This is a genomic window from Rhodobacteraceae bacterium S2214 (assembly GCA_025141675.1).
Taxonomy (GTDB): domain Bacteria; phylum Pseudomonadota; class Alphaproteobacteria; order Rhodobacterales; family Rhodobacteraceae; genus Yoonia.
In genome coordinates, this window is the sequence record CP081161.1 from 2,356,919 (window position 1) to 2,378,885 (window position 21,967).

At 57.2% G+C, this 21,967-nt stretch carries 23 protein-coding genes; 11 read left to right on the plus strand and 12 right to left on the minus strand.

The genetic code is table 11. The features are described 5' to 3' along the window. Window positions 1–71: 71 nt before the first annotated feature. The 6 genes from lptF (at window position 72) to rsmA (ending at window position 7,508) form a co-directional block, all read left to right on the plus strand. Window positions 72–1,169: an LPS export ABC transporter permease LptF gene (lptF, locus tag K3729_11765; GenBank protein ID UWR01033.1), complete on the plus strand. Its 1,098-nt coding sequence runs from the start codon at window positions 72–74 to the stop codon at window positions 1,167–1,169. Then, window positions 1,166–2,260: an LPS export ABC transporter permease LptG gene (lptG, locus tag K3729_11770; protein UWQ98140.1), complete on the plus strand. Its 1,095-nt coding sequence runs from the start codon at window positions 1,166–1,168 to the stop codon at window positions 2,258–2,260. The genes lptF and lptG overlap by 4 nt, the downstream gene beginning before the upstream one ends. Next, window positions 2,260–4,356 carry an LPS assembly protein LptD gene (lptD, locus tag K3729_11775; GenBank protein UWQ98141.1) on the plus strand — a complete coding sequence of 699 codons (2,097 nt, stop codon included), beginning with the start codon at window positions 2,260–2,262 and terminating at the stop codon, window positions 4,354–4,356. The genes lptG and lptD overlap by 1 nt, the downstream gene beginning before the upstream one ends. Window positions 4,357–4,402: 46 nt before the next feature. After that, complete coding sequence (locus tag K3729_11780; protein ID UWQ98142.1) at window positions 4,403–5,608, plus strand: peptidylprolyl isomerase; 1,206 nt, start codon at window positions 4,403–4,405, stop codon at window positions 5,606–5,608. Further along, entirely contained in the window at window positions 5,605–6,600 is a 996-nt protein-coding gene (gene pdxA / locus K3729_11785) for a 4-hydroxythreonine-4-phosphate dehydrogenase PdxA (GenBank protein UWQ98143.1), read from the plus strand. The genes K3729_11780 and pdxA overlap by 4 nt, the downstream gene beginning before the upstream one ends. Window positions 6,601–6,662: 62 nt before the next feature. After that, the gene (gene rsmA / locus K3729_11790; GenBank protein UWQ98144.1) at window positions 6,663–7,508 is read left to right on the plus strand and encodes a 16S rRNA (adenine(1518)-N(6)/adenine(1519)-N(6))-dimethyltransferase RsmA; all 846 of its coding nucleotides are present in this window, start codon (window positions 6,663–6,665) and stop codon (window positions 7,506–7,508) included. Here rsmA and K3729_11795 read toward each other — a convergent pair. From K3729_11795 to K3729_11830, 8 genes are all read right to left on the minus strand, one after another. Beyond that, window positions 7,505–8,041 (minus strand): AAA family ATPase, encoded by a 537-nt coding sequence (locus K3729_11795; protein UWQ98145.1) that lies wholly within the window; start codon window positions 8,039–8,041, stop codon window positions 7,505–7,507. The two genes, rsmA and K3729_11795, sit on opposite strands and share 4 nt — an antisense overlap. After that, window positions 8,038–8,625: a DUF4167 domain-containing protein gene (locus K3729_11800; protein UWQ98146.1), complete on the minus strand. Its 588-nt coding sequence runs from the start codon at window positions 8,623–8,625 to the stop codon at window positions 8,038–8,040. The genes K3729_11795 and K3729_11800 overlap by 4 nt, the downstream gene beginning before the upstream one ends. Before the next feature lie 194 nt (window positions 8,626–8,819). Next, window positions 8,820–9,638: a peptide chain release factor N(5)-glutamine methyltransferase gene (gene prmC / locus K3729_11805; GenBank protein ID UWQ98147.1), complete on the minus strand. Its 819-nt coding sequence runs from the start codon at window positions 9,636–9,638 to the stop codon at window positions 8,820–8,822. Further along, complete coding sequence (prfA, locus tag K3729_11810) at window positions 9,635–10,690, minus strand: peptide chain release factor 1 (protein UWQ98148.1); 1,056 nt, start codon at window positions 10,688–10,690, stop codon at window positions 9,635–9,637. The genes prmC and prfA overlap by 4 nt, the downstream gene beginning before the upstream one ends. Continuing rightward, window positions 10,687–11,172 carry a DUF1499 domain-containing protein gene (locus K3729_11815; protein ID UWQ98149.1) on the minus strand — a complete coding sequence of 162 codons (486 nt, stop codon included), beginning with the start codon at window positions 11,170–11,172 and terminating at the stop codon, window positions 10,687–10,689. Before K3729_11815 ends, prfA begins: the two co-directional genes overlap by 4 nt. A 66-nt stretch (window positions 11,173–11,238) precedes the next feature. Further along, window positions 11,239–12,180, minus strand: coding sequence for an agmatinase (gene speB, locus K3729_11820; protein UWQ98150.1), 942 nt, complete (start codon window positions 12,178–12,180; stop codon window positions 11,239–11,241). Continuing rightward, window positions 12,180–13,148, minus strand: a complete 969-nt coding sequence (gene speB, locus K3729_11825) for an agmatinase (GenBank protein UWQ98151.1) — start codon at window positions 13,146–13,148, stop codon at window positions 12,180–12,182. The genes speB (K3729_11820) and speB (K3729_11825) overlap by 1 nt, the downstream gene beginning before the upstream one ends. Before the next feature lie 141 nt (window positions 13,149–13,289). Next, entirely contained in the window at window positions 13,290–14,453 is a 1,164-nt protein-coding gene (locus K3729_11830; GenBank protein ID UWQ98152.1) for an amidohydrolase, read from the minus strand. A gap of 63 nt (window positions 14,454–14,516) precedes the next feature. On the opposite strand from K3729_11830, the gene mazG reads away from it, so the two are divergent. Then, window positions 14,517–15,347, plus strand: coding sequence for a nucleoside triphosphate pyrophosphohydrolase (gene mazG / locus K3729_11835; GenBank protein ID UWQ98153.1), 831 nt, complete (start codon window positions 14,517–14,519; stop codon window positions 15,345–15,347). 68 nt (window positions 15,348–15,415) lie between these two features. Next, on the plus strand, window positions 15,416–16,420 hold the full coding sequence (locus K3729_11840) for a Fe(3+) ABC transporter substrate-binding protein (protein ID UWQ98154.1): 1,005 nt from the start codon (window positions 15,416–15,418) through the stop codon (window positions 16,418–16,420). Window positions 16,421–16,482: 62 nt separating this feature from the next. On the opposite strand, the gene K3729_11845 is transcribed toward K3729_11840, so the two are convergent. Beyond that, window positions 16,483–18,294, minus strand: a complete 1,812-nt coding sequence (locus K3729_11845; protein UWQ98155.1) for an ATP-binding cassette domain-containing protein — start codon at window positions 18,292–18,294, stop codon at window positions 16,483–16,485. Window positions 18,295–18,379: 85 nt separating this feature from the next. Continuing rightward, complete coding sequence (locus tag K3729_11850) at window positions 18,380–19,093, minus strand: GNAT family N-acetyltransferase (GenBank protein ID UWQ98156.1); 714 nt, start codon at window positions 19,091–19,093, stop codon at window positions 18,380–18,382. 89 nt (window positions 19,094–19,182) lie between these two features. Here K3729_11850 and msrB point away from each other — a divergent pair, with 89 nt between their 5' ends. Next, complete coding sequence (msrB, locus tag K3729_11855) at window positions 19,183–19,578, plus strand: peptide-methionine (R)-S-oxide reductase MsrB (GenBank protein UWQ98157.1); 396 nt, start codon at window positions 19,183–19,185, stop codon at window positions 19,576–19,578. Window positions 19,579–19,614: 36 nt separating this feature from the next. Here msrB and K3729_11860 read toward each other — a convergent pair whose 3' ends face one another. Continuing rightward, window positions 19,615–20,106: an outer membrane protein assembly factor BamE gene (locus K3729_11860; GenBank protein UWQ98158.1), complete on the minus strand. Its 492-nt coding sequence runs from the start codon at window positions 20,104–20,106 to the stop codon at window positions 19,615–19,617. Between the two features lie 70 nt (window positions 20,107–20,176). Here K3729_11860 and K3729_11865 point away from each other — a divergent pair, with 70 nt between their 5' ends. Beyond that, a complete protein-coding gene (locus K3729_11865) occupies window positions 20,177–20,737 on the plus strand; it encodes a DUF177 domain-containing protein (GenBank protein ID UWQ98159.1) in 561 nt (186 codons plus the stop codon). Window positions 20,738–20,796: 59 nt separating this feature from the next. On the opposite strand, the gene K3729_11870 is transcribed toward K3729_11865, so the two are convergent. Next, window positions 20,797–21,162, minus strand: coding sequence for a helix-turn-helix transcriptional regulator (locus K3729_11870; protein UWQ98160.1), 366 nt, complete (start codon window positions 21,160–21,162; stop codon window positions 20,797–20,799). 125 nt (window positions 21,163–21,287) lie between these two features. On the opposite strand from K3729_11870, the gene K3729_11875 reads away from it, so the two are divergent. Next, complete coding sequence (locus K3729_11875) at window positions 21,288–21,929, plus strand: NAD(P)H-dependent oxidoreductase (GenBank protein UWQ98161.1); 642 nt, start codon at window positions 21,288–21,290, stop codon at window positions 21,927–21,929. The last annotated feature ends 38 nt before the right edge of the window (window positions 21,930–21,967 follow it).

Here is a 21,967-nt window from a genome sequence, read left to right on the forward strand (position 1 = left end):
GCGGTAGACAACGGCCAACATACAAGATGATGCGGTAAGAGGTGACACACGTGGCAAGGTTTGACAGATACATGCTGTCCCAGCTTGTCGTGATGTTTGGCTTTTTTAGTCTCGTTTTGGTGCTGGTCTATTGGATCAATCGGGCTGTCGTTCTATTCGACACGTTGATCGCAGACGGGCAATCAGCATCCGTTTTCCTAGAATTCACAGCACTTTCCCTGCCCGGAGTCATCCGTCTTGCGCTGCCACTTTCTGCTTTTGCTGCGGCCGTTTACGTGACCAACCGCATGTCCACGGAATCGGAACTGGTCGTCGTTCAGGCCACCGGATTTTCGCCTTACCGCATGGCGCGGCCAGTGGCGTATTTTGGCGTCTTGGTTTTTGCACTGATGACCCTGCTCATGCATCTACTAGTGCCACTCGCATCATCCCGGCTCGACGTGCGCCAAGCAGAGATTGCCCAGAACATCACATCACGCCTGCTCACACCGGGCGCATTTTTGGAACCGATCGACGGCGTGACGTTCTACATTGGTGACGTGACGCCCTCAGGCGAACTGCAAAACGTTTTCCTAACCGATCTACGGAATGCGAACCGCCAGATCACCTATACCGCAGCATCCGCCTATCTGGTGCGCAATGACGCCGGCACGCAGTTGGTGATGGTAGACGGGATGGCCCAAATCCTCGAAGCCGAAACACAGCGCCTTGCCACCACGTCGTTCAAAGATTTTGCCTATGACATTGGCGGCTTCATCACCGTGACAACGCGGGATGGACGGCGCGATACGCAAGTGCCGACGCTCGAACTTCTTCAGGCCAGCCCCGCATTGATTGCCGAAACAGGCAAAACACGGGCAGAACTGATCGCCCGCGCCCACGACCGCTTTAGCCAATCCATCCTTGGATCGGTCGCTGCTTTGTTGGGCTTTGCGGCCTTGATCGTCGGTGGGTTCAGCCGCTTTGGGGTCTGGCGTCAGATCGTCGTCGCGATTTTCCTGATCATCGTCATGAAGGGTGTTGAAACAGCGGGTCTGAACGCCGCCCGTGACGATCCCAACCTGTGGTTTGCGGCCTACGCAGCGTCAGCCGTTGGTCTGTTATTCGTCGCAGCCCTTCTTTACATGTCCGCGCACCCCGCACTTTTCAAACGCCGGATAACCGCATGATCCTTCACCGTTATTTTGCATATCGGTTCTTGAAAACCTTCGGCGGAGTCCTTGGCATATTTGTGCTGATCCTCGTGTTTCTGGACCTCGTCGAACAATTGCGCCGCTTTGGAAACACGCCCGCGACCTTTGCCGATATTGTCGGATTAACCCTGCTGAACGTGCCGCAAGGCATCTACGCGATCCTGCCGCTGATCATGATCATCGCCACAATTGCGCTGTTCCTAGGACTGGCGCGGTCTTCTGAAATGGTCGTGACGCGGGCCGCCGGCAGGTCGGCTGTGCGCGCATTGATGTCCCCCGTTTTGATGGCCTTCCTGATCGGCGTTCTGGGCGTGGCAGTGATCAACCCGATTGTCGCGTCGACGTCTCGCGAATTCGAAGAACGCAGCAATAGCTTCAAGGGCCAAGATCGGGTTTTGACACTTGGCTCAACGGGGCTCTGGTTGCGGCAAGGCGACGAGGAAAGCCAGACCGTGATCCGCGCTGAGACGGCAAATCTGGACGGGACACGGCTGCAAAACGTGACGTTCCTGCGGTTCACCGACGACGGTCTGCCGGTCGAACGGATCGCGGCGAAAACGGCCGTGCTGACCAACGGCGCGTGGTCCCTGTCCAACGTCAAGATATGGCCGCTTGCCACGTCGCTGACGCCGGAATCCAACGCCATCACACAAGACAACTACGACATCAGTTCGACCCTAACCGCAGACCAAATCCGCGACAGTTTCGGAACGCCGTCCTCAATCCCGATCTGGGATCTTCCGGCGTTCATTGAACGTCTGAAGACAGCGGGCTTTTCTGCACAACGCCATCAAGTCTGGCTACAAATGGAATTGGCCATGCCCATATTCCTCGTCGCGATGGTCATGATCGGCGCCAGCTTTACCGTCCGCCATCAGCGCGGCGGACGCACTGGCATGATGGTCCTTTTCGCAATCATGCTGTCGTTTGGAACCTACTTCTTGCGTAACTTCGCCCAAATTCTCGGGGAAAACGGGCAATTGCCAGCTGCTTTGGCCGCGTGGGCCCCGCCGCTTGCCGCCATCGGTCTTGCGCTTAGCTTTCTATTACATCGGGAAGACGGATAATGCGCGCCCTTCTCACCTGCCTTTTGCTGCTGCTACCAATGACCGCGACCGCCCAAGGGGTTGCGACACTTGTGGCCGATAACGTCTCGGTCGAAGGCAACAGCCGCCTGATTGCACAGGGCAACATCGAAGTCTTCTATGACGACACCCGCTTGTCCGCCCGCCGGATCGTCTACGATCAATCTGGCGATCAGCTTACGATTGACGGACCTATTTTCATCCAAACCGCAGACGGTGAAATACTGACAGCCGACCGTGCCACGCTCGATCCGCAACTTGAAAACGGCATGCTGCGCGGCGCGCGCTTGGTCTTAGATCAGCAGTTGCAACTAGCGGCCAACCAGATCGACCGCGTCGACGGTCGCTATTCGCAGCTCACCCGCGTCGTGGCGAGCTCTTGCGCCGTTTGCAACGGACGTCCTGCGCTGTGGGACATTAGGGCCGAACGGGTTGTCCATGACCAAGATGCCCAACAACTTTACTTCGACAATGCGACCTTCCGCGTCCGTGGCGTGCCTGTCTTGTGGCTGCCTTATGCGCGTCTCCCCGATCCAACGCTCGAACGTGCGACTGGTCTTTTGGTGCCTGACTTTCGGAATTCCGATCTACTGGGTCTGGGGATCAAGCTGCCCTATTTCATCACCCTCGGCGACCATCGCGACCTGACTCTAACGCCATATTTGTCGTCCGAAACCACAACGCTTGAGGCCAGCTATCGTCAGGCGTTTCTTTCCGGTGATCTGAATATTGATGCAGCCTACAGCCGCGATACGCTAAACACTGATCGACGGTCGTATCTGTTTGCAGACGGCGAATTCAACCTCAGCGCCAACACGGTATTATCGTTCGATATCAAAACCGTCAGCGACAAAGCGTACCTTACGGAATACGGTTATGCGGACCTTGATCGGCTGGAAAGCAGTGTGACATTGGAAACAATAACGGACGATAGCCTGTTCCGCGCACGTTTCAGCTTTTTTGAAACCCTGCGCGATGACGAAGTCAACGCAACCTTGCCCCCCATTGTTGCAGACCTGCGCTACGAAAAACGCGATAGCTTTGCCGGTGGTCGACTGACATACGGCCTGTCTGGGGATGCGGTTTTCCGGACTGGCGACGGCACTGGCGACGATGGCCGCGATGTCGCCCGTGCTGGCGCATTTGGGTCGTGGACACGCGATTTGACCTTACCAGCAGGTGTCATTGGCGACATCACCGCAGCCATCCGCGCAGACCAGTACTTTGTCCGCGATGATCCAGCCTATGAAACGTCCTTCAACCGGATTGTACCCACCATTGGGGCGTCGTTCAGCTGGCCCGTTATCACAGGGAATACAGAAGCCGCGGTTCATACGGTGACTCCAAAACTGGCAGTCGCGTGGTCAGACGTTCTGGGCACCACGCCCCCGAACGAAGACAGCACGCGCGCCGAACTGGACCAAGCCAATCTGTTCGACCTATCGCGGTTCCCTGGGGACGATCGCGTTGAAATCGGTCCACGGGCGGCCCTTGGTGCCACTTACGCGCGGCAAGGCACAACCGGCAGCTTTACATCGCTTACCTTCGGGCGCGTGGTCCGGGCAGAGGCGGACGATGCGTTCTCTCCTTCATCGGGCCTTGATGGCAAATCATCAGATTGGTTGATCGCGGGACAAATCACGTCTCCACAAGGTGTTCATTTTGACGGGCGTGTCCTCTTGAACGACAATCTTGAAACGACACGGGGCGCTGGACGCGTTGGATGGCGGACTGACGACGTCACATTGAATGCAGCCTACATTTGGCAAGAAGCAGATTTGACCGAAAGCAGACCCGACACGGTGTCCGAATGGACGCTTGATACAGCTGTGCAATTGAACGATGCGTTCAAAATTAGCGCCGACGCCCGCTACGATATCGCCAACGACAGCCCCGCCACCGCCGGATTTGGCGTAGAATGGCGCAACGAATGCGTGACTGTTGATCTTTCGGTCTCGCGCCGCTTTACGTCTTCAGATACGATTGAACCGTCCACGGACTACGGCTTGTCCATATCGCTCAACGGCTTTTCTGCCGGACGCAGTGTTGCAGGCCCAAGTGCAGGATGCCAGAATTAATGACCATTCGGACAAACCGGATGCACCGAGCCCCATGAGGACCCCGATGCGCGCACTCAACATTCTTTGCGGCCTGATTGCCCTGACAGTTGGTTTCACCCCCCTTGCCACAACCGCGCAGGGCCAGTTTGGACCTTCCGTGACCGTCAACAATAGCGCCATCACCGGCTATGAAATTGACCAACGGGCGAAACTACTGGAACTGTTCCGCACACCCGGCGCAGGTCGGGCTTTAGCCCGCGAACAGCTGATCGATGATCGGTTGAAGCAAGCCGAAATGGACAGCGTCGGTTTGCGCATCGCCGAAGGTGGGCTGCAAACCGCACTGGAAGAATTCGCAGGCCGCGCCAACCTGACGCTTGATCAGTTCGAAGTGATCCTCGCCCAAAACGGCGTCGCCCCCGAAACGCTGCGCGATTTTGTCGAAATCGGCGTGACATGGCGGGACTACGTGCGGTCGCGGTTCGGATCACAGGCGCAAATCTCGGAAGCCGAAATCGACCGTGCGCTCAGCGCATCTGGCGGTACGGCAGACGGGATCGAAGTGCTCTTGTCCGAGATCATCATTCCGGCACCACCCCCACGCGCCGCATCAGCGCTCGCGACCGCCGAACGTATCGCCCAAACGCGGTCCACGGACGTGTTTTCAAGCGAAGCCCGCCGCGTGTCCGCATTGCCATCCAAAACCAACGGTGGACGTCTGGGCTGGTTGCCAATTTCAAACTATCCGCCTGCGCTGCAAGGGTTGATCCTTGGTCTCGGCACGGGTGAAGTCACAGCTCCTATCCAAATTCCAAACGGTGTCGCGTTGTTCCAAATGCGCGGCGTGCGTGAAGTTCCTACAGCGCGCCCTGCTCCGGCTGAGATCGAATATGCGGCGTATTACATGGCCGGTGGCCGTGACGCCGCACGTGCGCTTCAAGACCGCGTTGATACCTGCGACGACCTTTACGGCGTGGCGCAAGGCCAACCAGCGGAAGTACTGGAACGCGACAGCCTTGCACCATCACAAATCCCGCAGGATGTGGCCCTTGAACTGGCGCGCCTTGATCCGGGCGAAGTGTCTTACAACCTCACGCGCGCTAACGGCCAAACAACCGTGTTCTTGATGTTGTGCAACCGTGTGACAGCAGGCCGCGAAGATGCGGATCGTGAAGCGGTCAGCAACCAATTGCGCAGCGCCCGCTTGGCAGGATTTGCAGATGCGCTTCTGGCAGATCGCCGCGCCTCTGCGGTCATCGTAGATCAGTGACCCAAGCGAAACCAATCGTCATCAGCTGCGGCGAACCAGCTGGCATCGGACCTGAAATCGCGGTTGCAGCCTTTGATGTGCTGTGCCGCGATATTCCACTCGCGTGGCTTGGCGACCCAAGGCACCTTCCGGCGGGGACAGATTACGTCTGTATCGACAAGGCCAGTGACGCAGCGGACCTGTGTCAGCAAGGCAAGCTGCCTGTGCTTACCGTCGCGATGGATGGCACCGCGATCCCCGGCACGGCGGACCCAGCCAATGCGCAAGGGGTGATCGACGCCATCGCCACCGGGGTCGATCTTGTCACAAAAGGCCAAGCTCGCGCGATCTGCACCGCACCTATTCACAAGGCCGCACTGATCGATGGAGCGGATTTCGCTTATCCAGGTCATACTGAATACCTCGCAGCACTCGCGAAAACAGACCGTGTCGTGATGATGCTGGCGTGCGACGACCTGCGCGTTGTGCCGGTCACAATCCACATCCCGCTGGCGGATGTGTCATCTAACCTGACGGCCAGCCTCCTGACCGATACGCTACTGATTACCCATGCCGCATTGCGCCGTGACTTCGGGATCAAAGCGCCGCGCATCGCGGTGGCAGGCCTAAACCCCCATGCGGGCGAAGACGGCAAAATGGGTTACGAAGAAATCGAGATGATCACGCCTGTACTGGACGCACTACGGCAAGAAGGCATGGATTTGATCGGACCGATGTCTGCGGACACGATGTTCCATGCGGCCGCCCGCCAAAACTATGATGTCGCGGTTTGCATGTATCACGACCAAGCGCTGATCCCGGTCAAAACGCTCGGCTTTGATACGGGTGTGAACGTGACGCTAGGCCTGCCGTTCATCCGCACATCACCAGATCACGGGACAGCCTTTGACATTGCGGGCAAAGGTCTTGCCAATCCGTCGTCAATGATTGAAGCGATCAAAATGGCGGCTGTGATGGCTGACGCAAGAGACGCAGACGCGGCGCGTGCCTGATCTTGCGGGAGCCTCCGGCGGGGATATAGAAGAACCCAAAGAAGCACGGACGGAGTGCCACCATGAGCACCATTGATAATCTGCCCCCCCTGCGGGAGGTGATCGACACCCACGGGATTGCCGCGAAAAAATCGCTTGGGCAGAACTTCCTGCTGGATTTGAACCTGACCGCGAAAATCGCGCGGATGGCGGGTGATCTGTCGGGCGCAGATGTACTTGAAGTCGGCCCCGGTCCGGGTGGCCTGACACGCGGCTTGCTGGCCGAAGGCGCGCGGCGTGTGCTGGCGATTGAAAAAGATGAACGCTGCATGTCAGCGCTGGCCGAAATTTCGGCCGCCTATCCGGGACAGTTGGAGGTCATCAACGGTGACGCGCTCGAGGTGAACCCGCTGACCCATCTAACACCACCAATCAAAGTAGCCGCCAACCTGCCCTACAACGTCGGCACTGAATTGCTCGTCCGCTGGCTGACGCCGCCCGAATGGCCACCGTTCTGGGAAAGCCTGACCTTGATGTTCCAACGCGAGGTCGCCCAGCGGATCGTGGCCCAGCCGGGCACAAAGGCCTACGGACGCTTGGCGCTTTTGGCGCAGTGGCGGGCTGAACCACGGATCGTATTGGACTTACCGCCAGAGGCGTTTTCACCGCCCCCGAAAGTCAGTTCCGCCGTCGTCCACCTGACAGCCCTGCCCGCACCCCGCTTTGAGGCCGATCCGGCTGTGCTGAACCGTGTCGTCGCTGCGGGTTTCAACCAGCGACGCAAAATGCTGCGCTCTGCGTTGAAGGTGTTGGGACCAGATATAGAAGACCACCTTATCGCGGCGGGAATCAAGCCCACGGAACGCGCCGAACAGGTGTCACTGGAAGAATTCTGCGCATTGGCGCGTAGCGTCGCGTCTGCGTCCTAGAACAGGTCTCGCGCCGCCTTTGCGGTCCTAAGGCGGATCGTTGGGGTTGGCGTTTCCGCTAGTGCAGCACCGATTCCCACGCGGATTTTCGCATCAAGCCGCCACGCTTTACGCACAAAACGGAATTGCCGCCGACCAGGCCAATCTGCATTGCCTTCAGGATGTTCCGGTCGGTTGCGCCCCATGAACCGGATACTGCGCCACATGATCCGGCCAATACGAACTGATTTGGGCGGATCGAGCCAGACGACGACATCTGCACGCTTTAGCCCGTCCGTTTGAAGCAGCGATGGACCGCCTTCGAGGATCCAACGTGGCTGGGCAATAACATCGTCTTGGGCACGTCGTATGTCTGAACGGTCGCGATATGCCCAACCCGTTTTCAACGCGAACGCATCGTTGTGGAAAACGGGAAGCCCCGTGCGGTCCGACAGCCTAATGGCAAACCAAGTCTTGCCCGCCCCGTTTGCGCCGATGATCAGGACACGTTGGCAAGAAAAAAGCGCCCCGAAATCGGAGGGCTTTGCAATCATTCAGCGGCTTCCGGCGCTGCACCGCTATCAGGTGCAGGCGCATCGGGTTTCGCCTCTTCTTTGGGCTGGTCCGCTTCTGCCTTTGGCGCACGTGGCTTGCGCGGTTGGCGCGGGCGGCGTGGCTTTTTCTCGGGCTGCTTTTCAGGCTGTGGCTGATCGTCCGATTTCGCCTCGGGCGTATCAACGATATCCGACGACGTATCAGGCTGATCCATATTGGCCGGATCATTCGACGCCGCTTCTTGCGCCTTCAGACGTTCCGCGCGTTCGCGATCCCGTTCAGCTTGGCGTTCGCGGTTCGCTTGTTCCTGCTCTTCGCGCTTAGCGTCGACTTCTTTCTGCGCCTCGGCCAGCATCCGCAGGTAATGTTCTGCGTGCTGCGCAAAGTTTTCCGCATTCACACGGTCGCCAGACAATTGGGCGTCGCGGTGAAGCTGGTTGTATTTCTCGATAATCTGCTGCGGCGTACCGCGCACCTTTCCGTCAGGTCCGTTACTGTCGAACACACGGTTAATCAGGCTGCCACCTGAGGGGCGGTTGTTGCGGTTCTTATTGCCCCGCGAACGCGACTTCGATGATCTCATGGAATGCTTTCCGTCAAGCCTTCGGGCTTTGTTGCGCTTTATTTTCCCGTACCGCAGCAGCGCGGCATTTTGGGATTAAGCGTGTTTGGCGATGGCCAACGAGAGCATAACGGCTCTGCTGTTGGTAGCGAAGAAAAAGCACGGGTCGTCGTTTTGTGCAACCCCTAAGTGCCATTTGACACCTTGAAAGACAGTTAACTCCCGGATTTTTGCCCGAAAACCACACGATCACGGCCATCAAGGTCTTGCGTGACCTGAATCTTGGCGAATCCATTTGCGGCAAACATCTCCGCGACGGCAGCACCTTGGGTTGGTCCAATCTCGACCATCAGGTGACCGTCTGCGTTCAGCGCCGCGTGCGCACCGTGCGCGATGATGCGGTAACAGGTCAGCCCATCCGCCTCGTCGGTCAAAGCCATGCGTGGTTCATGATCGCGCACATCCGCCTGCAGGCCCGCCATTTCATCCGCCGCGATATAAGGCGGGTTCGACACGATCAGATCAAACGACCCTGCGACATCGGCAAACCAATCGGACCGCAAAAACGTAGCCCGCGACTGCAGGCCCAACGCCGCAGCGTTCCTCCCAGCCACCGTAAGCGCCGCGTCAGATAGATCGGTGCCCACGCCTGTTGCATCGGGACGGTCCCCGAGCAACGACAGCAGGATACAGCCAGACCCTGTCCCAAGATCCAAAACATGGCGGAACGGCACGGCCAAAGCGGCCTCAATCAAAGTTTCAGTATCGGGCCGTGGATCAAGCACATCCGCCGTCACAATGAACCGATGTTTGTAAAAATCGCGGTAACCCAGCAGGTGCGACAGCGGAACATAGTCCGCACGTTGCGCCACCAACGCGTCAAATGTCGTCAGATTGCCCGCAGCGACGGCCCACAGCCGTTGTACCTCGCCCAAGGCCCCGTCAAAGCCAAGCCGCTTGGCCGCATCCCGTATTGCCGCGTCCTGCGTGCCGTTTACGTCCCAAAACGTCCCTTCGGCAAAGAATCCGCTCACGCGCCCATCTCGGCCAACAACGCCGCTTGGGCATCGGCAGACAGCGCCTCAATCACTTCATCCAGATCGCCCTGCATGATCTGCCCCAGAGAATAGAGCGTCAGATTGATCCGGTGATCCGTCATCCGGCCCTGTGGGAAGTTATAGGTGCGGATACGTTCCGACCGATCCCCCGACCCCACTTGGGCCTTCCGGTCCGCAGAGCGTTCGCCGTCCACACGTTGGCGTTCGAGATCAAACAACCGCGTCTTCAGCACTTGCATCGCAATCTCGCGGTTCCGGTGCTGGGATTTCTCAGCTGACACGACGATAATTCCCGTCGGAATATGCGTGATCCGAACAGCAGAATCGGTCGTGTTCACGTGCTGACCACCGGCACCCGACGCTCGCATCGTATCAATGCGAATGTCAGTGCTGGCAATTTGAATATCCACGTCCTCGGCTTCCGGCAGCACCGCAACCGTCGCGGCAGAGGTATGGATACGCCCGCCGCTTTCCGTTTCCGGCACACGTTGAACACGGTGCACGCCAGATTCGTATTTCATCTTCGCAAAAACGCCTTCACCAGCGATCCGCACAGTGGCTTCCTTCACGCCGCCCAGCTCAGATTGGGAATGTTCGAGAATTTCAAACGTCCACCCCTGACCTTCGGCGTAACGCTGATACATCCGCAGTAGATCCGCGGCAAAAAGACCAGCTTCATCGCCACCTGTTCCGGGACGGATTTCCAACAGCGCAGGACGGCCATCGGCTGCATCCTTTGGCAGCAACGCCAGCTGCACATCATGTTCCGATCCTTCGAGCTGCGCTTTCAACTCTGGCAGTTCCATTTCGGCCAGCTCACGCATTTCGGGATCTTTCAGCATCGCTTCGGCTTCGGCGATCTGGGTGACTAGGTCTTTGTAGGCTGAAACCGTCTCAACAACGGGCTTTAACTCGCTGTATTCTTTCGCCAAAGCGGCGATATCAGCACCAGCAACATCGCCCGACATCTTGGCTTCAAGAAACTGGAACCGATCGATCAGTTGAATGATTTTGTCTTCTGCAATCATGTGCTTGGCGTGTCCTGATCAACTGCGACCGTCAAAGGGCCAAGTGCCGACAGCCACCCCAGCACACGGCGCTTATTCACGCCCATATCGCTTTGTCCGTAGCGCAATCGCGCATTGATCATCAACAACGGCCCCTCATTATCCAGCCCGTCTGCCCCAGCAGCAATAATAGAAACGGTGGTATAGTCGGGAAAACCCACGACCTTTGAACGGGTCGCGAAGGTGATCATACCGTCCTCTACCGTCCCGTCCAATACGGTGGTCCTGTCGGTGTCCATCGCGGCTTGGGTGATCACCGTCAGGACGTCAGCTGGTGCCGCCGTGATCTGACGCACGGCAGTGAAGCCACCTGCCGACGGATAGTCACCCGGCCCCCTGACTTGTGCCTGAACATGGACGCTGTCCGGGTCATTCGGTGCAAGACGTACATAAACGATGAGAGCGACGAAAATGCCAATCGCCAGTAAAAAAATGGTGCGCATGTCGTGTTCTCACTTTGGGAATCCAGTGCACGCCTTGTGTACGGGTTGTGCACGGGTTGTGCCAGCCTATCTGTACGGCACACCGGGCAAAATCGACAGCATCTCGAACATCAGATTTGCGCCCGTCAGCGCCGTATTCCCCGAGGTGTCATAGGGCGGTGATACCTCTACCAAATCACACCCAACGATGTTTAGTCCACGCAACCCACGGATCAATTCCATCGCTTGCGGCGTCGTCAGCCCACCGATCTCAGGGGTACCAGTTCCCGGTGCATATGCAGGATCAAGACTGTCGATATCGTAGGTAATATAGGTCTTCTGATCACCAATCTTTGCTTTTATTTCAGCAGCTAACGTCGCAAGGCTCTTGTGCCAAAGATCAGGCGCAAGGTACTGATTAAAGCCCCAGCCCGCAGCTTCAGTGAAGTCATCCGCCGTGTAACCCGTGCCACGCAAACCGATCTGGAACACCTTGTCGGCAGTGATCAAGCCTTCCTCATAGGCACGCCTGAAAACGGTGCCGTGGGTTTCCCTTTCACCGAACATCTCGTCATTCACATCGGCATGTGCGTCGACATGCACTAGCGCAACAGGACCATGTTTTTTCGCAATCGACCGCAAAATCGGCAACGTCAAAGTATGATCCCCACCAAGCCCCATCGGGATCACATCATGCTTAAGGTGTTTGTCGTAAGTCTCTGTGATTAAAAGAATAGATGCCTGCAAGTTGAACGTATTGATCGGCACATCGCCAAGGTCCGCACACTGCAACGCATCAAACGGTGCAGCCCCCGTTTGGATATTATAAGGCCGGATCATCGCCGATTGTTCACGCAATTGCTTTGGCCCCATGCGGGTACCGGACCGCCAAGACGTGCCAATGTCCATCGGTATCCCGATGAAGCCAACGTCGATCCCTTCAGCCGTCGCAACTTCGGGCAAACGCATGAAACTTTGCGGCCCAGCAAAACGGGCCAGATCGTTTCCGGAAATTGGCATATTCGGCATCAGACTTTCCTTTTATTCCATAGGGCTAGACAGCAAAGCTCCATCGCGACGTGGGCACCTGCAATCGCGGTTGCACCGGTCGTGTCATACGCGGGCGATACTTCGACAACATCGCCGCCCACTACGTTTACACCAGCCAAGTCCCGCAGGATCGCCGCCGCTTGCCAAGATGCAAGGCCGCCCCAAACCGGCGTCCCAGTTCCGGGGGCAAACGCAGGGTCCAAAGCGTCAATATCAAACGTCACATAAGTCGGATGATCACCCACAATCTTCTTAACACTATCAACAACATACGCGGCACCCTTCTCGTGAACAGTGCGGGCGTCGATGTAAGGCATCCCAAGGTAGTCATCGCATTCCGTCCGGATACCGACCTGAACAGACCGCGTCACATCAACCAGCCCCACTTTCACCGCCTTATACATGAATGTACCGTGGTCGATCCGGTCCATATCGTCATCTGCCCAAAGATCAGAATGGGCATCAAATTGGATCACGGACATCGGCCCGAATTTCTCAGCGTAAGCGCGCAGAATCGGAAGCGTCATAAAATGATCGCCACCCAACGAAACCGTGCCCGGCCCCTGCGCCAGAATCCCAGCGATATGTGCCTGCAAAAGTCCCGGAAAACTCGGCGTATGCGCGTAATCAAACGCCAGATCACCGTAATCCACGATCGAAAATTCGGACAACGGATTAAACCCGTCCCAGCCATATGGGGGATCATAGGGCTGCAACGTTGATGCTTCACGGATCGCGCGCGGCCCCATGCGGCAGCCCGTGCGATGGGTCACGGCCTGATCGAACGGCACGCCCGTGATTGCTAGATCCACCCCCGTCAAATCCTTGGTGTATTTGCGACGCAAAAAGGACGTGGCGCCAGCAAAGGCATTTTCAAACGCTAAGCCGCGCGGATCATCAGTCGTGAATGCGCGATCAATTTGGCGTTTGGCATCTTCAAGGCTCATGGATTGGGGTCTCCTGTCTTTCAAATCACCTGACACTGGCAACGCTGCGCGGTCAAGACATGCGCCACGCGCGACTGCGGTCCGCCCACGCAGCGACATGTGCAACCAAAACAAGTCTTGCGCGGCACGCGCACATCCGGATCAAACCACCGGCTGCGCGGTCTCCACAAGACGCGCAAAGAACGATGCCCCATGCGCCGCCCCTTCGTCAGTGAAATCATAGGCCGGATGGTGCAACCCTGCCGTATCGCCGTTCCCCACAAACAAATAGGCACCGGGGCGTTTTTCGAGGAAGTAGGCAAAATCTTCGGCGCCCATTTCGGGGCTCGCCGCGCCATTGACGGCCGCATCTCCCGCCATCTCACGCGCCACATTGCAGGCAAACGCGGTCTTGTCGGCATCATTCACAGTCGCTGGATACCCGATTTCATAATCGAGCGTCGCCTCGACCCCAAAACTCGCCGCTTGGCCCGCGCAAATCTCTTCCAGCCGCCGGATCACCATTGCCTGCACATCTTTGTCGTAACTACGCACCGTCGCTTGGATCCATGCCGTATCGGGGATCACGTTATCGGCGGACCCCGTGTGAATTTGCGTCACCGAAATCACCAATTGATCAAATGCATAATGATTCCGGCTCAGGATCGTCTGGATCGCCTGCACAATCGAAACAGCGGCGACGACGGGATCGGCCGTGTCATGTGGCATCGCCCCATGCCCCCCGCGCCCCTGAACCGTGATTGTCGCGGTATCAACAGCCGCCATGATCGGTCCCGCAACCGTTTGGAAATGCCCGACAGGCAAACCTGGCAGGTTATGAAGCGCGTAAATCTCGTCGATGGCAAAGCGGTCCAAAACGCCTTCCTCCACCATCACCTGCGCCCCACCGATGCTTTCCTCGGCGGGTTGGAACACAAGCGCGACACGGCCACGAAAATTGCGTGTCTCAGCCAGATACTTTGCGGCACCCAACAGCATTGTCGTGTGGCCATCGTGGCCGCAAGCATGCATCGCACCATCCACCTTGGATGCGTAATCTAGCCCTGTGACCTCATCCATCGGCAGCGCATCCATATCTGCGCGCAGGCCAATCGTCGGGCCGTCGCCCTGCCCTTCGATGATCGCCACGACACCCGATGTTGCGATACCTTCGTGGATGTCCGTGATCCCGAATGACCGAAGCTTTTCGACAACAAACGCCGCCGTTTGATGGCAGTCAAACACAAGTTCGGGATGCTGGTGCAAATGCTGCCGCCACGTAGTCATGTCAGGCGTAAAGTCGGCGATCCGGTTGATAACAGGCATAGGTGGTACTCGGTCGTTAGGGGCAATATGGTCGTAGTTGATCCTAACCGAGAGGCACTGGCAATGGACGATACCCTTATTCATGATCCAAATGGCGGGATGCCGCGGCTGCTGGAAATCATGCGCCGCCTGAGGGACCCAGACACAGGCTGCCCGTGGGACATCGAACAGGATTTCAACACCATAGCGCCCTACACGATTGAAGAAGCCTATGAAGTCGCGGACGCCATCGCCCGCAGCGATTGGGCCGATCTGGAAGGCGAACTGGGCGATCTGTTGCTTCAGACGGTTTACCACACGCAAATGGGGTCCGAGGCAGGACATTTCGACTTTGATAGCGTCGTGAAGGCGATTTCAGACAAGATGGTTGCCCGCCATCCCCATGTCTTTGGCGACGAATCGCGGGACAAATCGGCAGCACAACAAACCGCTGATTGGGAAAAGATCAAAGCAGCGGAACGCGGTGCCAAGGCGCAAACACGCACGTTGGACGGCGTGGCGGTGGGCCTGCCTGCCCTGACGCGCGCCGTAAAACTGCAAAACCGTGCTGCGCGTGTGGGATTCGATTGGCCGGATACGTCACACGTCATCGACAAGATCAAAGAAGAATCGGCTGAACTGGTTGAAGCCCGCGATACGTTGACCGACGCGGAGGTTGCAGAAGAATTCGGCGACCTGATGTTTGTCGTCGCCAACCTCGCACGGCACCTCAAACTTGATCCCGAAGAAACGTTGCGATCCGCAAACGCCAAATTTCAAAGGCGTTTTGAGGCCGTTGAGGACGCACTGGAAGCACGTGGCAAAACACCAACGGACAGCGATTTGGCTGAAATGGATGCGCTTTGGGACGCTGCGAAACTGGCGGAAAAGCGCGCGAAAAATGTATCCGACTAAATAATTCAGGTATTGACCCGACTAAAATAGTCGGCTTTATGAGCGACATCAAATAACGGAGCTTTCCAATGTCACTGCGTACCTGCCTTCTGGCAACATCTACCCTCGCAATCGCGGCCCCCGCCCTTGCGGACGTCAACATTTACACCACCCGCCAGCCAGAGCTGATCCAGCCTGTCATGGACGCCTTCACCGCCGAAACCGGCATTGCTGTGAACCTCGCCTTTGTTGATGACGGTCTGGTTGAGCGCCTGAAAGCCGAAGGCACACGGTCCCCTGCTGATCTGGTGATGACTGTCGACATCGCGAACCTGAAACAAATCGTTGATGCTGACGTTGTTCAACCCGTTGAAAGCGACGTGCTGAACACTGCCATTCCTGCAGCCCTGCGCGATACAGACAACCAATGGTTCGGCCTAACAACACGGGCCCGCGTCGTATATGCATCCCGTGACCGCGTCGCAGACGGCGAACTGACAACATACGAAGATCTGGCCGACGACAAATGGGAAGGCCGCATTTGCACACGCTCTGGCCTGCATAACTATAACCTCGCACTTGTGTCTGCGATGATCGCACACCTTGGCGAAGACGGCGCAAAAGACTGGGCCGCTGGCGTGAAAGACAACCTTGCGCGCAAACCCGAAGGCAATGACCGCGCACAGGTCAAAGCGATCTGGGCTGGCGAATGCGACATTTCCTTGGGCAACACCTACTACATGGGCAAAATGCTTGAGAATGAAGAGCAGACCGAATGGGCCAATTCTGTCCGTCTGGTGTTCCCAGAATTCGAAGATGGCGGATCACACGTGAACGTATCCGGTATCGCGCTGACGCAAGCCGCACCAAACAAAGAAGAAGCCCTGCAACTGATGGAATTCCTCGTGTCTCCTGCGGCACAAGCGATCTATGCAGAGCTGAACTACGAATATCCCGTGCTGGACGGCGCACCATTGTCAGAGCTTGTGGAAAGCTGGGGCCCTGTGACCGCAGACGCAACCGATCTTACAGAAATCGCAGGCCACCGCGCGGCGGCATTGCGGATCATGGAAGAAGTTGATTTCGACGGCTAACGCCGCCGACCAAGCGGGGGGCTCGCCCCCCGCACCCCCCAAGGTATTTGGGACCAAAAGAATTAAGACGCTTTTTCCTCAAGCGTTAGCCATTCTTCTTCAGCAGCTTCCAAGGCGGCCTGACGTGCGACAAGCGCGTCGGTCGCCTTTTCAAATTTCACAGGGTTGTCCGTGAAAAGTGCAGGATCGGCGAGCAGCTCTGTCAGCTTCTCAATTTCGGCTGTGATCCGTTCGATCACACTTGGCAGTTCTTCCAGCCGATGTTTTTCGGTGAACGAAAGCGTGGTTTTGCGCGCAACTGCTTGGCCTTGCTTGCCTTTGTTGGACAACTGCTTGCCCACAGATTTCGGCGCGTCAGGCGTATCCGCACCGCGCTGTTCGCGGTAATCCGTCCAGCCGCCAGCATAGACGACAGCCTGCCCGTTGCCTTCCATCGCGATGGTCGTGGTCGCCGTACGGTCAAGGAAATCACGGTCGTGGCTGACGAGCAGCACAGTGCCCGGATAGTCGCCAAGGATGTCCTGCAGCAGGTCCAGCGTTTCGATGTCCAAATCGTTTGTCGGTTCGTCAAGGACGAGGAAATTGCTTTCCCGCGCCATCAATTTCGCCAGTAGAAGCCGCGCTTTTTCGCCACCGGACAAAGACCGGACGGGCGCGCGTGCCTGCGCATCGTCAAACAGGAACTCCTTCAGGTAGCCCACCACGTGTTTCGGCGCGCCGCGCACCATGATCTGGTCGGACTTACCGCTCGCCCCGAGCACAGGGTCGCTGGCCAGATTGTCCCACAACGTCATGTCCGGATCGAGCGCCGCACGGGTCTGATCAAAAATCGCGATATCAAGGTTGGTACCAAGCTTGACTTCGCCCTCATCTGGTTGAACTTGCCCCAGTAACATCTTGATAAGTGTCGTTTTTCCAACACCGTTGGGGCCGACGAATGCAATGCGGTCACCGCGTTGAACCTTCAAGTCAAAATCTTTGACGATCTGTTTGCCGTCATATGATTTTGTCAGACCGAACGCCTCGACAACCTTTTTACCCGACGTGCTACCGCCGTCGAACGCCATTGCCGCTGTGCCTTGCCGCTTAATCTGTGCGGATTTCTCAGCCCGCAAATCTTGCAGTGCGCGTACACGTCCTTGGTTCCGTTTACGGCGAGCGGAAATACCTTCAACAGCCCAACGGGCTTCCGCTTTGATCTTACGGTTCAGCTTGTGGCGTTGTTGGTCTTCTTCTTCCCAAATCTTGTCGCGCCATTCTTCAAAGCCGTCAAAACCCTGTTCGGCTCTGCGCACCATTCCCCTATCAATCCAAAGGGTTGCGCGGGTGAGTTCGCGCAAAAATGCACGGTCGTGTGAAATTAGGACGAAACCTGCGCGGGTCGTTTTCAGTTCAGTTTCGAGCCACGCAATCGCTTCGATATCAAGGTGGTTGGTCGGCTCGTCCAGCAGCATCAGCTCAGGCGCTTCGGCCATCAATTTGGCCAAGGCCGCCCGCCGTCTTTCCCCGCCAGATGCCGTATTCACGTCACCCGCAGGATCAAATTTCAGCCCTTCCGCCACCATGTCCACGCGGTAGGCTTCATCAATATCCAAGCCGCTCGCAGCGTAATCGCCAAGCGTCGCAAACCCTTCCATCGTCGGGTCTTGTTCCATGTACCCCACAGACACGCCGGGGGCTGCGACCCGCGTGCCGCTGTCGGCCTCCACAAGGCCTGCCATGACTTTCATCAAGGTAGATTTCCCAGACCCGTTGCGCCCCACAAGCGCCACGCGGTCGCCGGGTTGCACCACAAGCGACAGGTCTTCGAATACAGGATCGCCGCCGAAGGTCAGCGCGATATCGGACATTTGGAGTAAAGGTGTACGTGCCATGCCCACCAGCTATTGCCGCAAACGACAACGTGCAAGCCCCTGTTTTACCCGCCCGACACCAACCGCACCCAGCGGGTCGCCGCGTTTAAACCAGTGCGCGCAATGCGCGGGCGCGTGCGGGTGGGATTTTAGCGATTTCCACAACCGTCAGCACGTGAAGCGTGTCCATCGTCCGGTCCACGACCGCATGATCACTGACCCATCCGCCCATCGCCAAATATGTCCGCAGCAAAGGCGGCATGGGGCGTTGATCTGTGTCGTCCATCGGTTCAACGAAACGAATGACCTCGGGCGCAATGGCGCCGGGCATCAATGCATGTGGTCCTTGGTAACGGTCCTGCAACGCCCGAATGACACGGGCATATGGGGCCGGATCAGTGCCGGTCAGGCTTGTGCAGCCAAACAGGATCGTGGCTTCACAGGCGTCGACGTATTGCGTCAGCGCACCCCACGCGACACGTAGGATATGAGGGTCAGGCGTTGCCGGATCCGTACAAAAACGACCAATTTCGATATGTGGGCCAGCCGTTTGGGCTAGTCCTGACAGATCGTAGAATTGCCCCGCGTACCCGTCTTGCACCGCAGCTGCCGGTGATTGCCGCATGCGAAACGTGCAAACAAGCGGGCCATTTGTGCCGTCTTCGATCATCAGATGCGACCAACTGACATCAAATTGATCCAGATCGACGCCCGATTTTCCAAAAAAGCAGCGATGCCGCAGCTTTTGACAGGCGACAACGTCCGCAGCAGATGTCGCAAACCGCGCGACGTAACGCCCTTTCGGAAAGCCCACAGTCATGTGATGCCCCCCAAAGACAGCAAACCCTTGGAACAAATGGAACTAAGCCCTACATCTTGTGTCAGCACCAAAGAGGACATCGTGAACCCATGGATAAAATCGTCAAAACAGACGCCGAATGGCGTGCGCAACTTTCTGACCTTGCTTACAAGGTCACACGTAAACATGGCACGGAACGCGCAGGGACGCACGAAGATTTCCCAAAAGACGCAGGGACCTACATGTGCGTCTGCTGCGGCGCGCCTTTGTTCGAACAGGATACGAAGTTCGAAAGCGGCACGGGCTGGCCTTCATTCTATGCGCCGATCGACGCCGAACAGGTCGGCGAAAGCGAGGATCGGAAGTTTTTCATGAAACGCACGGAGGTGCATTGCAACCGCTGCGAAGCGCATCTGGGGCACGTTTTCCCGGACGGTCCGGCCCCGACGGGTCTGCGCTACTGCATTAATGGCGTCGCTTTGACGTTCGAACCTGAAAGCGACTAATCAGTCATCGCAAAAAATGGATATCTAGGCTTTGGCCTAGATATCGTTATCGGCCAGAGGCCCACCCAAGAACTGGCCTGCATCAATCTGGCCAATAGAGCCCAACAGCTGTGAAATCACCGTCAGATCGGCGATTCCATCGTCAGTCACACGCCGTGACAACGCGACAACGCGACCGTCTTGTAATGTAAACCGTTCGATGTTGGACAGCGTCCCTGCCCCGGTGAAGCTGATCGCCACGACTTGGCGGTCCACTTCGGTCGGTTCAAAAGGACCGTAGTGTTCGAATTTGCTGGCCACGTAATACATCGTGTTCTCGCCAATGACACCGCCAGCGGTCGCAGGCCCCACCAAAGCCATGACAGATTCGCGCGTATCAACGCCAACCGTCAACTGCGCCAGATCTTCGGGCAAAGGCACAAAACCATGGTTGCGCGTGATCGGCGTACAGGCCACCACAAGGCCAAGTCCTGCCATCATCACGGCGCGGCGCAATAGAACACCCGATGTGCTGTCGTTCCTGCTCATGACTGACCTCTTGCTTTGGGTGCTCTTGGCTTTTATTCCACCTACAACATGCACCCCTCCTTGTTCAAGAATGGATACGCCCGTGACCAATAAAGCGCCGACACAGTTTCGTATGGCTGATTTGGCTACCCGGAAAGCCACGACATTCAGCATTTTGCCGGATGGACCAACCCGCACCGCGCTGGCTGATGAATTGCAGATCATCGAAATCCGCAAACTTCGGTTTGATGGGGAAATCGCGCCGCAAGGCGGACGTGACTGGCAATTGTCGGGCACGCTTGGGGCGACGGTTGTGCAAGAATGTGGTGTGACGCTTGAACCTGTGGTCACGCGGATCGACGAACCCGTGACCCGCACCTATGTCGGCGATTACGAAGAAATCGAAGCATCCGAGGCCGAAATGCCTGAAGACGATACCGTTGAACCGATCCCAGCGGTGCTCGATCTCGAAGTGCTTTTGGAAGAAGTCCTATCACTCGCACTGCCGCCCTTCCCGCGTGCCGAAGGCGCAGAACTGGGCGAAGCGGTCTACGCGCAGGACGGAGCGACACCAATGACAGACGATGACGCGAAACCATTCGCAGGTCTCGGAGCGTTGAAAGCAGCGTTAGAGGCAAAAGGCGACGAGTAATTTGAACCACGGGCGGACAACCATCCGAACAAAGGTAAATCGCCGCAGCACAGCTACCCTCAGCCGCTCACATTATTGTCATATGCTTCGCGTGAGGCGTCGATTGTCGCCAGGTTCTGCAAAGCCCATTCACCCAAGACGGTGACAGGTCCACGGAAAGATTCGCCCATTTCGGTCAAATTGTATTCCACCTTCGGCGGGATCGTCGGGTGGTAGGTCCGGTTCACAAGACCGTCCCTTTCCAGCTGTTTTAGCGTCAGGCTCAACATACGTTGGGAAATCCCAAGGTTCCGTTTCAGTTCGTTAAACCGCAACGTTCCGTATTGCGCGAGCGAAATAACGACCAGCACGCTCCACCGATCGCCGACACGCGACAACACTTCATTGATACGTTGGCATTCGGGACATTGCGCTTCGTCGGGCATAGCGGTTCCCTTTGTGTAACCGAGGTTAAAGAATGTGCCTTCTTGCACCAACACCCAGTACTTATTAGGTCGCCGGTTACAAATGTATACCGCCCATTTCGGGCGCAAGCAACGGGAAGACCGACATGACAACCAAGACCTTGAACGAGCATCTAAACTGGCGCTACGCCACCAAGAAAATGGATGCTACAAAATCAGTACCGCAAGAAAAGGTCGACGCGATCGTTGAAGCGATCCGTATGACGCCAACATCCAGCGGCACGCAACCGTTCGAGCTGCTTGTCGTGACCAACCCCGACCTGCGCGCGCAGATTGCCAAAGCATCTGGCGATCAAGCACAAATCACGGACGGATCACACTTGTTGGTGTTTGCGGCGTGGGACAATTACACCGCTGACCGCATCGACGCCGTCGTCGATCTGAACGTAGACGTGCGCGGCGATCTGCCAATGTTGCGGGCGTATTATGACAACCTGAAAGGCAATTACCTGGCGCGCGACGCAGACGTGAACTACGAACACGCAGCGCGCCAAGCCTATATCGCGCTTGGCGTCGCGCTGGTCGCTGCCGCCGAACAAGAAGTCGATAGCACACCGATGGAAGGTTTCTCACCCGAAGCTGTCGATGAAATCATCGGGCTCAAAGAACGCGGTCTGCGCTCTGTCGTGCTGATGCCGCTGGGCTATCGCGACCAAGACGGTGACTGGCTGCTGCCAATGGGCAAAGTCCGCAAATCGCGCGACACGATGGTCAGCGTCATAGACTAAAAGAACAGTTTGCGATGGCAGGTTGATCAAACGGCCTG